The organism is Novosphingobium sp. PhB165 (assembly GCF_004341845.1).
In the GTDB taxonomy this organism is placed as follows: domain Bacteria; phylum Pseudomonadota; class Alphaproteobacteria; order Sphingomonadales; family Sphingomonadaceae; genus Novosphingobium.
Genome location: NZ_SLVB01000003.1, coordinates 59,915 through 74,575 on the forward strand (window position 1 = coordinate 59,915; position 14,661 = coordinate 74,575).

The following is a 14,661-nucleotide window of genomic DNA, read 5'->3' on the forward strand; positions in this document are numbered from 1 at the left end:
CCTACATCGCGAGAGCCATGTACATTGAAACCGAAGCCACGCCGAACCCCGCCACGCTCAAGTTCCTGCCCGGCCGGCAGGTCATGCCTGCGGGCACGCGCGAATTCACTTCGCCCGAAGCGGCCGAGGTCTCGCCGCTCGCGGAAGCGCTGTTCGGCCTTGGCGACGTGACCGGCGTGCTGTTCGGTGAGCACTTCGTGGCCGTTACCGCCGCGCCCGGCGTCGAATGGGGGGACCTGAAGCCGCAAGTGGTTTCCGTCCTGCTCGATCATTTCGTGTCGCAGGCACCGCTTTTCGCAGGCGGTGACGCCAGCGGCTTCGCCGTCCCGCCCGAGGAAGAGCACGATTACGGCGACGATCCCGCCGATGCCGACATCGTCGCGCAGATCAAGGACCTGATCGAAACCCGCGTGCGCCCCGCCGTTGCCAACGACGGCGGCGACATCGTCTATCGCGGCTTCCGCGAAGGCGTGGTCTACCTTGGCATGCAGGGCGCCTGCTCGGGCTGCCCCTCGTCGACCGCCACGCTGAAGCACGGGATCGAAAGCCTGCTCAAGCACTACGTGCCGGAAGTTACCGAAGTCCGCGCCGCCTGACCCGCCCCGCCCTGACTTCACCCCGTGATCGCAACCGCCGATAACTCCACGCTGGACCTGACGGGCCGGACTCTCGTGATCGACAGCGCCACCGAGGCCTGCTCGGTCGCGCTCTTCGAAGACGGCGTCCTGCTTGCGGGCGACTACCGCATGCTCGGGCGCGGCCATGCCGAAGCGCTGGTGCCGATGATCGCCGCCCTGCCCGACCGTGGTCGCGCGGGACGCGTCGTCGTTGCGCTCGGACCCGGCAGCTTTACCGGCGTGCGCGTCGGCCTTGCCGCCGGCCGCGCGCTCGCGCTGGCGTGGGGCGCCGAAGTCTTGGGCTACCCCACCCTCTCGCTGATCGCCGCGATGGCGCGCCAGGAACGCGGCGCGGTGCCGGTGGCCGTAGTGATGAGCGGCGGCCACGGCGAATGGTTCACCGAAGGCTTCGACGCGCAGGGCGCAACCAGCCGCCCGCTTGCCTCGCTGCGCCCCGATGCCGCCACCGCCGCCAATCCCGAAACGATCCTCGCCGGCACCCAGGCCGAGGCGCTCCTGGCCGCGCGCGAAGCGCTGGGCGGAACCGGCGAAGCGCTTTCGATCTGGCCCGATGCGCGCTGCCTGCCGCTGCTACCCGCTGCCGCGCTGACTGCCGATATCCACCCGCTCTACGGCCGCGCGCCGGACGCAAAGCCGATGGCGGCGGCCGCCATTCCTTCGGGAGCAGCACAATAATGGGCACGCGGATGATCGACGATATCGACCGGATCATGGCGGTGATGCAGACCGCCTTCGACCCCGCCTGGGGCGAGGCATGGAACCGCCGACAAGTCGAAGATGCGCTGGCCCTCGGCAATTGCCACTATTTCCTGATCTCGCCGCAAGGCCTGCCCGTCGGCGAAGACGAAGATGCCGCCGGTTTTTCTCTGTCCCGCACCGGATACGAAGAAGAAGAACTGCTTCTGTTGGGCGTGACGCCTGAATACAGGCGCAAGAAACTGGGCCGCACAATGCTGGACGCGCTGCAACTTGCAGCAACGAGTCGCGGCGCGAAACGCCTGCTTCTGGAAATGAGAAAAGGCAATCCAGCCGAATTCCTGTACTCGGGCTTCGGTTTCTACCCAATCGGCGAGCGTAAAGACTACTATCGCCTGCCGAATGGCGAGCGGATCGATGCAATCACCTTCGCCTGCGACATTTGTGGCGAAAATACGGTCAATTTGACATGATTACGACGTCATTCCGGCAGTATTCATGCTGGATTAACTAGAAACAACTAGGATCGCATCGAACAAATTGGGAATCATCTTGTGTTTCCCGAAAAAGTGGTTCAAGGGCGATCCGCGGCCTCGTGAAATGTAAATCGATTCCGCTCCTAAAGGTCGCGTAAAAATAAGAGGTCGTAAGAAGATGGACACTATCCAGGCTGACGCCAACGAGACGCTGATCACGCTCACGTCCGACATTGTCGCCGCACATGTCAGCAACAACAGCGTCGGCGTCGAGGACCTGCCCTCGCTGATCACCAATGTCTATGGCGCTCTTGCCGGTCTCGGCACCACGCCCGTAGTTGAGGAAGAAAAGCCCGAGCCCGCCGTTTCGGTGCGCGCCTCGGTCAAGCCCGACTACATCGTGTGCCTTGAAGACGGCAAGAAGCTCAAGATGCTGAAGCGTCACCTCATGACGCACTACAACATGACCCCGGACGAGTATCGCGCGCGCTGGAACCTGCCCGCCGACTATCCGATGGTTGCCCCCAACTACGCCGAAAAGCGTCGCGAACTGGCCAAGAAGATCGGCCTCGGCCGCAAGCCCAACGCACGCCGCGGCCGCAAGCCCAAGACTGCCGCTGCCTGAACGGTAGCGCCGGGCGCCGGCCCGACACCCGCTCGCAGCCCCTTCGCGGCGCATAACTTGCGCGCCAAGGGGTCCAAACTGCGGAAAGCCGGGTAGTCCAACGGCGCCAAAGGTTGTGATTGGAGGCGCACCAGCCTAAATAGCAGGTGCGCCTCTTTTCATTGATACAGGTCAAACGTGCACCAACCCATCGACATCGAAGCTCTCTGCGCCGAACGCGGCCTGCGTATCACCGAACAACGTCGGGTGATCGCCAAGGTCCTGTCCGAGAGCACCGACCACCCCGATGTGGAGAAGCTGCACCAGCGCGCGTCCGCGCTGGACCCCGGCATCTCGATCGCGACGGTCTACCGCACCGTGCGCCTGTTCGAGGAAGCGGGCATTCTTGACCGCCACGATTTCGGCGACGGCCGCGCCCGCTACGAAGCCGCGCCCGAAGCCCATCATGACCACATGATCGACGTCGAGAGCGGCGCAGTCATCGAATTCGTCGACCCCGAACTCGAAGCGCTCCAGCGCCAGGTGGCCGAGCGCCTCGGCTTCCGTCTCGTCGATCACCGCATGGAACTGTTCGGCGTGCGGATCGAGCGCGAGGACGGCGAAACCCGCAAGTGAGCCCGCTTACGTGAGCGGGCACAGGTGAACCGACCAAGGTGAACGGGATGGCGCCGACCTTGCCGTCCGGACGCATTGCGTTCTGGCAATGGCCGCTTGTCGCCGTCCGGCTGGCTGCACTACTTGCGGCCCTGCTCGTCAGTCTTGCCGCTTACTACCTGCTGGCCCCGTTCACGCGCGCCAATCCGGTGCCGCCGCTGTTCCTGCGCACGATCGGCACGATCGCCGGTCTGCGCGTGGAAATGCGCGGCGCAAAGCCCCTGCGGCGCGGCATCCTGCTGGCCAACCACGTGTCATGGCTGGACATTCCCGCGCTCGCCGGCGCCACCGGCACGGCCTTCGTCGCGCATGACGGACTGGCGGGGATCGGCGCTTTGCGCTGGCTCTGCGAACTCAACGGCACGGTCTTCGTCGCCCGACACGAACGCCGCAGCGTCGCCGCCCAGATCGAACAGGTGCGCCGCGCCATGGCCGATTCCGGCTGCCTGACGATCTTTCCCGAAGGCACCACCAGCGACGGCACCGGACTGCTGCCCTTCAAGTCCTCGCTGCTTTCGGCTGTGGAAGCGCACGAGGACCAGATGGCAATCCAGCCGGTCTGGCTCGATTACGGCCCGCAAGTGACGGACATGGCGTGGGTCGGCGAGGAGCCCGGGGTGGACAACGCCCTGCGCATCTTGGCGCGTTGGCGCCCGATCACACTGACCATGCACTTCCTGCCGCCGCTTACCGGCGATCAGTGCGCGGACCGCAAGGCGATTGCCCGCCATGCGCGCGAGGCGATTGAGCGCGTGATGGCGGGTTAAGAAATTCGGTCGACGCTAGGCTGGAGATTTTTCGGCTGAAAGCGGCTGTTTAGGAAGCGCAGGTAACTGTCGGCTCAATAGCTGGCGACACGATAGGACTGAGAACCGTCTATGACGCGCGCCCATCGTATAAGAACAGTGTCCGTTGCAGTGGCATTCCTGATCACGGGCATTGCGATCGGGTATGCAATTCCGCATCAAGCTCAAGTCTATCCGTTAAATTCTACTGGAAACGACCGTCTGCACCATGCCAACTCCCAATCGCTGGGAAGAAACATGTGGTCTCCAGATATCAGACACGATGAGTATTTTCTCCGAGAGCAAAATAAGATTGTGGAGATGCTTGAGCAGCAATGCCGGGCGACCAAGAAGGACTGCAAGCTAGCTGAAGCGGCTCGACAAGCGCTGAATAGAAATTCGAGATAGAGCTGCCAATTCGCGGCTTCCGCTATTCGGCTCTACTTTCTCCCGCCCATAGCAGCCGATGCCGGCCTCTTCTAACTCCGCTCAGGCTGAGCTTGTCGAAGCCCCCGGAGACGTGGCGCGGAGTTCGCATCCTTCGACAGGCTCAGGATGAGCGGGGCGTGGGAAGGCTGGCAGTTTTTCTCATTTTCCAACGTCACCCTGAACTTGTTTCAGGGTCCATGGTGCGGATGCCTCGGTACTGGGAAACATGATCGAAGGCGCGGTTCGGACCAACCACGCTCCGGTGCCAACTGCTCGATGGATCCTGAGCCGCAGGCCAGCGCAGCTAAACAAGTTCAGGATGACGTTTTTCTGGAACAAGTCTTTCGCGGCAAAGTCATCGCGTCACGCAGTAAACGGCGCACCTGCTCAAGGGGTATGATATCGGAGGGCCGCACCTCGCCTCGGTTCGCAGGCGAGGAGGAAACGCGGTGAAGACAGGCCGTCAGACAGACAGCAAGCCTCGCCCCACCGCTTAACGCGTGGCGTTATACGCCAGCTGGCTCTCATCGAGCTGGAAGCCCACCAGCACTTCGAAGCTGGCGCGCGCCACGGCGGTCTTCACATCGGGCTGCGACAGCGGATCGACTGCCGCGTCCTCGCCGCCGGCCTTGCGCGGGCGAGTGATGCGCTGGCGGATATCGGCGGGCAGCGTCGCGGAAGCGCGGTCGATATAGGCTGTGCCGACGCCGTGCGCCTGGGCGCGGTCCTGACCTGCGGCGAAGTTCACCTGCACCTGGCCGACGCGCTTGGAGACGACAGCCGAGCCGCCCTGCAACACGCTGACGAAGATCGGCAGCGTGATCTGGCGCGCGCTCTGCGTGTCGGTGCGGCGGGCGAGAACGTCGAAGCTGACCTGCGCGCTCACCTTGTCGTTGGCCTGCGCGCCGTTCTGGTCGCTGCACTGGCTGCGCACATTGGTCATCGCCGCGACGACGTCGATATTCGCCGCCGTCTTGTCGTTCGGCACGCGGAACAGCGTGATGTCGCCGGTGTAGTCAGGAATGCCGACGGCGGGGCACGCCGTGCGCACCGCCGTGATGCCAACCCCCGAATCGACCACGATATCGCCCTTCTTTGCACAACCGCTGAGCGCGGCAGCCGCGGCGGCGGAGCAGAGGACGGTAGCGGTCAGGCGGCGTGCATTCATCGTGACATCCCTCGAGTGGCGTGCGCTTGCCCTAGCGGCGCGCGCGGCAAAGCGCTAGAGGCCCATTCATGAACGCGCCCTTTCCACCCGAGAAGAAGCTTCCAGCCGAAGAGAAGCCGCCCATGCGCCTGTTGCCCCTGCGCCTCCTGATCGCCGCGCCGCGCGGTTTCTGCGCGGGGGTGGACCGCGCCATCGAGATCGTCGAGCGCGCGCTGGAGATCTATGGCGCCCCGGTCTACGTGCGCCATGAGATCGTGCACAACAAGTTCGTGGTCGATAGCCTCAAGGCCAAGGGCGCCGTCTTCGTCGAAAGCGTGGATCAGGTGCCGGACGGCGTCCCGGTGATCTTCTCCGCCCACGGCGTACCGAAATCGGTCCCCGCCGAGGCGAGCGCGCGCGGCCTCGACTGGCTCGATGCCACTTGCCCACTGGTCAGCAAGGTGCACCGCCAGGCCGAACGCCAGATTGCCGAAGGCCGCCACATCCTGTTCATCGGCCACGCCGGCCATCCCGAGGTGATCGGCACATTCGGGCAGGTTCCCGAGGGTAACATGACGCTGGTGGAAACGGTGGAGGACGTGGCGACGCTGCAAGTCCCCGGCGATGTCGAGCTTGCCTATCTTTCGCAGACCACGCTCTCGGTCGACGATACCGCCGCGATCATCGCCGCGCTTCACGCGCGCTTCCCGCAAGTGGTCGCCCCCAAGGCGGAAGACATCTGCTACGCCACCTCCAACCGGCAGGCGGCGGTCAAGCAGATCGCCCCGCAATGCGAGCTGGTGCTGGTGATCGGTTCACCCAAGAGCTCGAACTCGCTGCGCCTTGTCGAAGTGGCCGAGCGTTCGGGCTCGGTCGGCCGGATGATCCAGCGCGCCACCGATATCGATCCGATGTGGTTCGACGGTATCGCGAGCGTCGGCCTCACTGCCGGAGCTTCCGCGCCCGAGGAACTGGTCAACGAAGTGGTCGCGCGGATCAGGGAACTGCGCGAGGTCTCGACCGAACAGGTGGTCACGGCCGAGGAGACCATCACTTTCAAGCTGCCCCGCCAGCTCGCACGCTGAGGATTCTACCCAAATGGCAGTCTATACCCGGCTCGGCGCCGAGGATATCGCCGCGATCGTCGATGCCTTCGAGGTCGGCACGCTCGTCTCCGCAAAGGGCATTGCCGAGGGCGTTTCCAACAGCAACTGGCTGCTCGAAACGCAGCAGGGCGACGCATCGCGCCGCTTTATCCTGACGGTCTACGAAAGCCGTACGGAAGTAGCCGAGCTGCCGTTCTTCCTCGATCTGCTGGACCATCTGGCCGCGCGCGGCTGCCCGGTGCCGCGCACCATGCATGATCGTGACGGCGCCAGCCACCGCCTGATCGACACGCCCGAAGGCAAGAAAGCACTCGCGCTGATCGAGTACCTGCCCGGCGTTTCGGTGTCCGAGCCCACGGTCGGACAGGCCCGCGCAGTGGGTGCGGCGCTGGCGCAAGTCCACCTCGCTTCGGCAGATTTCCCGATGAACCGCGCCAACTCGCTCGACCTGCCCGCATGGCAGCAGCTTCTGGGCGATTGCGGGCACGACGGGCTGGCCTCTATCGACGCCGACCTTGCCGCGCTGGTGGAGCGGGAATTACCGATCCTTGCCGCGCGTTGGCCGCAGGCCCTGCCGCAGGGCGTGATCCATGCGGACCTGTTCCCCGACAACGTGCTGATGCTGGGCGACAAGGTCACCGGCCTGATCGACTTCTACTTCGCCTGCACCGACCTGCTGGCCTATGACGTGGCGGTCACCCACGCTGCGTGGTGCTTCTCCAACGACGGCACGCGCTTCGACGCCGAACTCTCGGCAGCATTGATCGAGGGCTATGAGAGCGTCCGTCCGCTGTCTTCGGACGAGCGCGCCGCCCTGCCCCTGCTCGCACGCGGTGCCGCCGTCCGCTTCCTGTCCACCCGCGCCTATGACTGGCTGAACACGCCCGCCGACGCGCTCGTCACCCCCAAGGACCCGATGGCTTTCGCACGTCGCCTCGAATTCTATGCCGATCCCGCCAATGACGGTATCTTCGGCGCATGAAGAAAGTGGACATTTTCACCGACGGCGCCTGCAAGGGCAATCCCGGCCCCGGCGGCTGGGGCGTGTTGCTGCGCATGGGCGTGCACGAAAAGGAAATGTCGGGCGGCGAGCCGGACACCACCAACAACCGCATGGAGATGACCGCCGTCATCAAGGCGCTAAATGCGCTGACCGAGCCTTGCGAAGTCACGCTCCATACCGACAGCAAGTACGTGATCGACGGGATCACCAAGTGGGTCCACGGCTGGAAGAAGAAGGGCTGGATCAACGCCAGCAAGCAGCCGGTGCGCAATGCCGATCTCTGGCATGAGCTGATCGAGGCTGCGGGCCGTCACGCGGTCGATTGGCAATGGGTGCGCGGCCACTCCGGCCATACGGAAAACGAGCGCGTGGACAAGCTGGCGAGCGACGCGGCGGTGGCCGCCGGCAAGCAGGGCTGACCGTTTGGGCGCGCTCCCCGCGTTCCGGCAGCGGTTCAGGGACGAAGCCCGCGCGCTGGTAACGCCCGGCCCGCGCATGGCCGACGAATGGGCCTGCGTCGCCTCGGTGATGCTGGCCATCGTGATCGCGCATCTGATCGGCGCGACGATGGTGGGCTGGGCCGCGTTCACCGCCTTCGTCCTGCTCAAGAGCGAAGCTTCGGAAACGATGCTGCGCGGCGTGCTGCGTATCGTCGGCACCGCGCTGGGATCTGGGCTGGCGCTGCTCGTAGTGCCGTGGGCGGCGCGCTCGTTGCCGCTGGCGATGGTCAGCGCGGCGCTGGTCGGCGCGCTGGGGCTCTACGGCATGCTGACCGCGCGGCGCGCCTATGCCTGGCTGCTGTTCGGCCTGACCTTCGAAATGGTGCTGCTCGACCGGCTGGAGCATCCCACGCTCGATACCATCCAGTTCGCGCAGACGCGGCTGCTGGAAGTGATCGCGGGGACTGTCGCCTGCGTGATCGTCAGCCTCGTCACCGCGACATTTGCGGGCAAGAAGTGGCTCGCCCTGCACCATCCGCGTCCGGACCGGATGCGCTGGCATCCCCATGCGGCGCGTCATGCGGTGCAGGCGGGGATTGCCATTTCAGTGCTGCCGCTGCTCCATGCCCTGTTCGACTTGCCCGAAATGGCGCAGGCCGCGGTCACCGTGATGGCGGTAATGATCGTGCCAGTGAACGGCATCGGTGCCAGCGGCTTCGTGCCGGTGACGCGCCGGTTGTTCCACCGCACGCTCGGCTGCCTTGCCGGCGGGAGCCTCGCGCTCGTGGTGCTATTGGTGGCGCAAGGCAGCGCGCCGATCTTGATCGCGGGCACGTGCCTTGGCATCGTCATCGGCCGCCATATCGAGAACGGGCTGCCGCAAGTAACCTATCTCGGCCTGCAATTCACGCTGACGGTGCTGGTCGTGCTGGTGCCCGATTCTTATGCGGACGCGCATATCCTGCCCGCCATCCACCGCCTCATCAGCATCATGATCGGCATGGCGGTGCTGGAGCCGGTCCTGCTGATCTGGCACTTCGTGGCGCCCGGCCGGAAGCTTACCGAACGCGTGGACGATGTCAGCGGATCGGAGTGAGTTCAGGCGGTAACGAAGCGATCCGGCGCATAAGGAGCCGGGTCCAGATCGCCGCCCGCATCACCCAATAGCAGCCGCGCGCCAAGCTCGGCGGCCGCAGGCGCGGTCTGGATGCCGAAGCCGCCCTGCCCGGCGAACCAGAAGAACGCCGGGTCTGCCGGGTCGAAGCCATAAACCGGCAGCCGATCAGGCGCGAACGCGCGAAGGCCTGCCCAGCGGTGCTCGACCCGCTCGACCGGCCAGTCCACCACCTTTTCGAATCGGTCGATGGCCAGCGCGACGTCCAGTTCCTCGGGCGCGGCATCGCAGGGCTGGCTGGGCGTCTCGTCATGCGGGCTTAGCCAGAGGCGGCCATGCTCGGGCTTGAAATAGAAGGTCTCGCCCAGGTCGAGGACCAGCGGCAGATCGGCAGGTACCGGACGGCCGACCGCAAGCTGGGCCACGGTGCGGCGGAACGGGGCAATGCCAAGCGCGTGCACGCCCGCCAAGCGCGCCACCGGATCGGCCCATGCCCCGGCCGCGTTCACGAGAATCGCGCAGGACACCGTGCGCCCGTCAGTCAATGTCAGCGTCCAGCCGGTTTGCGTCCGCTCGGCTGCGCGCAATCCGGCGCGGCACCACACGTCCACGCCGTTGCGGCGCGCGGCGGCAAGGTAATGCTGATGCAGTCCTGCGACGTCGATGTCGCAGGTGCTCGGCTCCAGCACGCCCGCCGTCCAGCCGCTGCGCAGACCGGGCACACGCGCCTCGATTCCCGCGCGGTCCAGCACGTCTACGTCGACGCCAAGCTCCGCATAAGTCCGCGCGAAACGCTCGACTTCGGCCTCTTCCCCCGCACGGCCCAGCGTCAGGGCGCTGCGCGGCGTCAGCATGCCGAGTGCGTGAAGTTCGCGGCCCGAGGCGGCAGTCAGCGGCTGCACGCGGGGGCCGCCGTAGCTTTCGGTCCAGAACGCGGCGGACCGGCCGGTGGCGTGATAGCCCGGACGGTCCTCCGCCTCGATCACGAGCACTGTCGCCCGCCCGCCCAGCCGCGCGGCGAGCGAGGCACCGGCCATGCCGGCGCCGACAACGATGATATCGAACCTATCCATTGCGGGTGTCCATGGGGTTCACCCCCTAACCGGCGCGGCCTCGTTCAGGAAGTCCCGGATCGCGGCAAGCGCTTCGTCACGCACCGGATCGACCTCTCGCAGGATCTCGTGGCGGCAGCGGCGGCCCCATGAAATCAGAGTCGCATGCGGCAGACGCGCGGCGGCACGGCGAATCGCCGGCCATGACACCAGCCCGTCGTGCCGGACGCCCAGCAGCAGCACCGGTACGTCTACCGATTCGAGAATACCCTTGGTTTCGAGCCCCCGGATCGAGGCGATCGCGCGTTCGACCCAATGCCAGCTTGCCGCGCCCATGGCGATCGCCGGGCGTTGGCGCCGCCACCAGTCCTCATCGGCATAGCGCGATTCGTCATGCGTCAGCAGCAGCATGCGCGCCTGCGGGATCAGTTCGGGCTTCTCGTTGCCCTTCCACGCCGGACGGCGCGAATCGCCCAGCGCCTGGATCGCGCGGGCGACGGGATGGAGTATCGCGGTGGGGATCGTCGTGGGATGCAGCCCCAGCATCGGCGCCGAAAGCACCAGCGCATCGGGCACGACCCGCCGTTCGGTCACCGCGCGCATGGCCAGATGCCCGCCCATCGAATGGCCCACCAGCACGTGCGGGCCCGGCCTTTCCCGCGCCCAATCGGCCCAGAACAGCGCAAGATCGTCGATCCAGGTGGCGAAATCGTCGACATGACCGGTCATGCCGTCACGGCCGAGCCGCCCGCTCAGCGCCTGCCCGCGCCAGTCGATGGAGCTAACGGCCCAGCCCTCCGAATGCCACTGCTCCAGAGTCTCCAGCCACTTCTCGTAGGCATCGCCGCGCCCCGGCAGGAACAGCAGCGAACCGCGCGGAGAATCGGGTGGGGGCCAGTCGATCCGCCGGATCGCGGTCTTGCCGTCGGCAGCCAGCCAGCGCCCTTCCACGACGCCTGCCGGGATCGCCCGACGAGCCCGGGCGGGACCGTCCATGATCTTGAAAGGATACGGAATTTCACTTGTTTCGGTTGTCACGTGGCTAATTCCAGCCTCAGCGCACTGGTTACTTTTTGGTAAGCGATACCCGCTAGATCATACCCCGTTAAGGGGGGTACTAACGCATGCATGGCGCGTATTTTTCGTACGCATTGCTGGCCGCATTGGCAACCGCGCTCCTCGTCGCCGCATTCACCGATCTTCGGCGGCGCGAGATAGACAACGCGCTTAACGCGGGCATCGCGCTCGCGGCGCCGTTGTGGTGGCTGTCCATGGGATTCGGCTGGACCCAGATCGGGTTCCAGATCGGCCTTGCGCTGCTCACATTCGTCATCTGCTGCGTGCTCTTCGTCATCCGCCAGATGGGCGGGGGCGACGTCAAACTGCTGACCGCGCTCGCCTTGTGGTTCGCACCCGCGCATTTCCTGATGCTGGTCGTGCTCATGGCCGTGGTCGGCGGCGGCGCCTCGGTGGCCATGGCCGCCTGCAACATGCAGCGCCGCCCGGGCGAAACCGTGCGCGATCTGGCCGCTTGGCTGGGCGCGGCGGGCTGGGTCTGGCTGGCAGCAGCCATGACTTGGGCGCTCGCCACCGGACGCCCCTTGCTGGCACCAGACATTCTCGCCAGCGCCCCGGCCCTCACCGCCGGATTAACCATGCTGGCCATCGTCATCCTGTTCACTCTTGCCTTCGCGCATATCCAGCGCCGCCAGAAGTCGAAGCTGCGGGTGCCCTATGGGGTCGCCATCGCCGCTGCCGCGCTCTGGGTCATGGCGGACCGCACGATTTCCGCGGTCCACGCGGGCGCATTGTTGGGGTGAACCTGATTTTAACCAATTTACCCGAAAGTACACAGAGTTAGTCGGGGATACTCAGGGGGCTTTCTAGCCATGGATAAGAAGAAGCTGGTGATGCTGGTCGTCGCGCTGCTTATTGCAGCCGGCACCGCCTTTGCCGCCAAGTCGATGTTCAGCGGCGCCGCAGCGCCCCAGGCCGGTGCCGCGACCGCCGTGGCAGCGACGGGCCCCAAGGTCCTCGTCGCCCAGAAGGCGCTCCCGGTCGGCACGATCATCACCGCCGATTCCGTTTCCTATCAGGACTGGCCCAAGGAACTGGTGAAGGACGCCTACTTCATCGAGGGCGAGGCCGACATGCAGAAGCTGCTCGGCACCGTGGTCCGCTATCCGATCACCGCCGGCCAGCCGATCACGCAGGGCGGTCTGGTCGCGCCGGGCGATCGCGGCTTCCTTGCTGCCGCCCTTGCGCCGGGCATGCGCGCCGTGACGATCCCCGTATCCGCCAAGACCGGCGTCGGCGGCTTCATCTTCCCGGGCGACCGCGTCGACCTCGTACTGACGCAGCAGGTGACCGGCACCGACGGCGGCCAGCCGCTGAAGGCCTCCGAGACGATCCTGCGCAACATGCGCGTGCTCGCCACCGACCAGGCTACGGATAACGACGTGGTGGACGGCAAGACCGTGGTCCACGCCTTCAGCACCGTCACGCTCGAAGTCACCCCGCGCATCGCCGAAAAGGTCGCCGTCGCGCAGGAACTCGGCACGATCAGCCTCTCGCTGCGCTCGATCTCCGACAATCAGGCCGATTTCGAACGGATCCTCGCCGCCGGTCAGGTCAAAGTGCCGGAAGGCGCGACCAAGGCGCAGGAAGATCAGCTGATGCATCAGGCGATGACCCAGCCGATCGAAGGTAACACGACTTACGTGACCGGCGGCGACGTCTCCCGCTTCCAGCGCTCCAGCCGCCCGTCGATGACCGCCGCTCCAGCCGCCCCGATGACCGCCGCCGCCCCGGCGCCCAACGGACCGCCCGCAGGCCCGATCGGCCCCGTGGTCCGCGTGACCCGCGGCAAGGACGTCTCTGTCGAAGCCGTGAGCAGCCACTGATGGCACCGCTTCACGCTCTCGCGCTCAAACCCAATCGCTTTCACCCGTCGAAGGGCCAACCGATGCACACGCGCCTTCTCAAGACCCTGCTGCGTACCGCCTGCGTGCTCTCGCCGCTCGCCGTGCCGCTGGCGGTTCCGGCCACCGCCCAGTCGGTTGTCCGCCCCGCGCAGGACATCTCGCTTTCGATCGGCAACGGCCAGCTCGTCAACATTCCCGGCGCGATGACTGACGTCTTCGTCGCCAACGACGCGGTGGCCGACGTGCAGGTCAAGTCGCGCAACCAGTTCTACCTGTTCGGCAAGGCCGGCGGCACCACCACGGTCTACGCCAGCAACTCGGCGGGCGCGGTGGTGTGGTCGGCCACGGTACGGGTCGGCTCGAACATCGACAGCGTCGATTCGATGCTGCGTCTGGCGATGCCCGATGCCCGCATCGGTGTCTCGACGATGGGCTCCAGCACCTTCTTGCTCACCGGCACCGTCAAGACGCCGGAAGACGCCGCCGAGGCCGAGCGCCTCGTCCAGGCCTATGTCGGCAAGGACGCCAACGTCATCAGCCGCCTGCACATGGCGACCCCGCTTCAGGTCAACCTGCAAGTGCGCATCGCCGAAGTCAGCCGCACGCTGGTCAAGTCGATGCAGAACAACCTGACCACGGTGGACAGCACCAGCGGCTTCAAGTTCGGGGTCGGCCAGGGCCGTTCGGGTTGGTTCAATCAGTTCGCCCCCGGCGGTCCGATGGGCATGGGAACGGCGCCCGCAGGTGGCACCGGGGTCAACCCGGTGACGACCGGCAGCACACTGGCCTTCGCCGGCAAGCTGCTCGGCGTGGACATCCTCGGCGCGCTCGACGCAGCGGAGACGGTGGGCCTTTCCACTACCCTCGCCCAGCCGAACCTGACCACGCTCTCGGGTGAGAGCGCAGAGTTCCTGGCAGGCGGCGAATATCCGATCCCGATCGCGCAGGGCACCAGCAGCACCACGATCACGGTCGAATACAAGAAATACGGCGTTTCGCTCAGCTATGCGCCCACCGTGCTGGCCAACGGCCGCATCTCGATGCGCGTGCGCCCCGAAGTCTCGGAACTGACCAGCGATGGCGCAGTCCAGCTCAATGGCTTCTCGGTCCCCGCGCTCACGGTGCGCCGCACCGAAACCACCGTGGAACTGGGCTCGGGCCAGAGCTTCATGATCGCCGGCCTGCTGAGCAACAACTCGCAGAACACCATCCAGAAGCTGCCCGGCGCGGGCGACCTGCCGATCCTCGGCTCTCTGTTCCGCTCGACCAGCTACAAGCGCGGCGAGACCGAACTGGTGATCGTCGTCACCCCCTATCTCGTCAACCCGACCGATGGCTCGAACATCCAGCTGCCGACCGACGGGTTCAATGCGCCGAACGACCTGCAGCGCCTGCTTGGCAATATGACCAGCGACGGCGCCAGCAACAAACGCTCCGCTCCCAGCTCGAACGACGCACCGGCCGCGCCGGCAGTAGGCGGCGGCGAAGCCCGCGCCGACACCAAAACCGCGAAGGAGGCTTCGACCTCCGCCGGCGCCAAGCCCGGCTTCAGCCTGAAGTGAGAAAGGTGAT

The 14,661-nt window shown here is 65.9% G+C and carries 16 protein-coding genes; 13 read left to right on the forward strand and 3 right to left on the reverse strand.

Going from position 1 to position 14,661, the window contains the following annotated elements:
* The first annotated feature begins 17 nt into the window (after nucleotides 1-17).
* The 6 genes from EDF56_RS08830 to EDF56_RS08855 all read left to right on the forward strand — a co-directional run bounded on the left by EDF56_RS08830 (nucleotide 18) and on the right by EDF56_RS08855 (nucleotide 3,856).
* Nucleotides 18-596 (forward strand): NifU family protein, encoded by a 579-nt coding sequence (locus EDF56_RS08830; protein WP_132386472.1) that lies wholly within the window; start codon nucleotides 18-20, stop codon nucleotides 594-596.
* A 24-nt stretch (nucleotides 597-620) separates the two neighbouring features.
* Nucleotides 621-1,313: a tRNA (adenosine(37)-N6)-threonylcarbamoyltransferase complex dimerization subunit type 1 TsaB gene (gene tsaB, locus EDF56_RS08835; RefSeq protein WP_243652501.1), complete on the forward strand. Its 693-nt coding sequence runs from the start codon at nucleotides 621-623 to the stop codon at nucleotides 1,311-1,313.
* Between the two features lie 11 nt (nucleotides 1,314-1,324).
* Nucleotides 1,325-1,807 (forward strand): N-acetyltransferase, encoded by a 483-nt coding sequence (locus EDF56_RS08840; protein ID WP_132386474.1) that lies wholly within the window; start codon nucleotides 1,325-1,327, stop codon nucleotides 1,805-1,807.
* 181 nt (nucleotides 1,808-1,988) lie between these two features.
* The gene (locus EDF56_RS08845; protein ID WP_132386476.1) at nucleotides 1,989-2,435 is read left to right on the forward strand and encodes a MucR family transcriptional regulator; all 447 of its coding nucleotides are present in this window, start codon (nucleotides 1,989-1,991) and stop codon (nucleotides 2,433-2,435) included.
* Between the two features lie 177 nt (nucleotides 2,436-2,612).
* Nucleotides 2,613-3,050, forward strand: coding sequence for a Fur family transcriptional regulator (locus tag EDF56_RS08850; RefSeq protein ID WP_132386478.1), 438 nt, complete (start codon nucleotides 2,613-2,615; stop codon nucleotides 3,048-3,050).
* 47 nt (nucleotides 3,051-3,097) lie between these two features.
* Entirely contained in the window at nucleotides 3,098-3,856 is a 759-nt protein-coding gene (locus tag EDF56_RS08855; RefSeq protein WP_132386480.1) for a lysophospholipid acyltransferase family protein, read from the forward strand.
* Between the two features lie 940 nt (nucleotides 3,857-4,796).
* Here the strand turns inward: EDF56_RS08855 and EDF56_RS08860 are convergent.
* Complete coding sequence (locus EDF56_RS08860; RefSeq protein WP_132386482.1) at nucleotides 4,797-5,471, reverse strand: hypothetical protein; 675 nt, start codon at nucleotides 5,469-5,471, stop codon at nucleotides 4,797-4,799.
* A 122-nt stretch (nucleotides 5,472-5,593) separates the two neighbouring features.
* Here EDF56_RS08860 and ispH point away from each other — a divergent pair, with 122 nt between their 5' ends.
* From ispH to EDF56_RS08880, 4 genes are read left to right on the forward strand one after another with little or no spacing between them, the layout of a single operon-like run.
* Nucleotides 5,594-6,535: a 4-hydroxy-3-methylbut-2-enyl diphosphate reductase gene (gene ispH / locus EDF56_RS08865; RefSeq protein ID WP_243652541.1), complete on the forward strand. Its 942-nt coding sequence runs from the start codon at nucleotides 5,594-5,596 to the stop codon at nucleotides 6,533-6,535.
* Between the two features lie 13 nt (nucleotides 6,536-6,548).
* Nucleotides 6,549-7,538, forward strand: a complete 990-nt coding sequence (gene thrB, locus EDF56_RS08870) for a homoserine kinase (protein WP_132386486.1) — start codon at nucleotides 6,549-6,551, stop codon at nucleotides 7,536-7,538.
* The gene (gene rnhA, locus EDF56_RS08875; protein ID WP_132386488.1) at nucleotides 7,535-7,978 is read left to right on the forward strand and encodes a ribonuclease HI; all 444 of its coding nucleotides are present in this window, start codon (nucleotides 7,535-7,537) and stop codon (nucleotides 7,976-7,978) included. The genes thrB and rnhA overlap by 4 nt, the downstream gene beginning before the upstream one ends.
* A gap of 4 nt (nucleotides 7,979-7,982) precedes the next feature.
* Entirely contained in the window at nucleotides 7,983-9,095 is a 1,113-nt protein-coding gene (locus EDF56_RS08880; RefSeq protein WP_243652502.1) for an FUSC family protein, read from the forward strand.
* A gap of 2 nt (nucleotides 9,096-9,097) precedes the next feature.
* Here EDF56_RS08880 and EDF56_RS08885 read toward each other — a convergent pair whose 3' ends face one another.
* Both EDF56_RS08885 and EDF56_RS08890 read right to left on the reverse strand, forming a co-directional pair.
* On the reverse strand, nucleotides 9,098-10,186 hold the full coding sequence (locus tag EDF56_RS08885; protein ID WP_132386490.1) for an FAD-dependent oxidoreductase: 1,089 nt from the start codon (nucleotides 10,184-10,186) through the stop codon (nucleotides 9,098-9,100).
* 18 nt (nucleotides 10,187-10,204) lie between these two features.
* On the reverse strand, nucleotides 10,205-11,161 hold the full coding sequence (locus tag EDF56_RS08890) for an alpha/beta hydrolase (RefSeq protein WP_132386492.1): 957 nt from the start codon (nucleotides 11,159-11,161) through the stop codon (nucleotides 10,205-10,207).
* 167 nt (nucleotides 11,162-11,328) lie between these two features.
* Here EDF56_RS08890 and EDF56_RS08895 point away from each other — a divergent pair, with 167 nt between their 5' ends.
* From EDF56_RS08895 to EDF56_RS08905, 3 genes are all read left to right on the forward strand, one after another.
* Nucleotides 11,329-11,985 (forward strand): prepilin peptidase, encoded by a 657-nt coding sequence (locus EDF56_RS08895; protein ID WP_243652503.1) that lies wholly within the window; start codon nucleotides 11,329-11,331, stop codon nucleotides 11,983-11,985.
* A 69-nt stretch (nucleotides 11,986-12,054) separates the two neighbouring features.
* Nucleotides 12,055-13,068 carry a Flp pilus assembly protein CpaB gene (gene cpaB / locus EDF56_RS08900; protein ID WP_132386496.1) on the forward strand — a complete coding sequence of 338 codons (1,014 nt, stop codon included), beginning with the start codon at nucleotides 12,055-12,057 and terminating at the stop codon, nucleotides 13,066-13,068.
* Nucleotides 13,069-13,130: 62 nt separating this feature from the next.
* Complete coding sequence (locus EDF56_RS08905) at nucleotides 13,131-14,651, forward strand: type II and III secretion system protein family protein (protein ID WP_132387417.1); 1,521 nt, start codon at nucleotides 13,131-13,133, stop codon at nucleotides 14,649-14,651.
* Nucleotides 14,652-14,661: the final 10 nt, after the last annotated feature.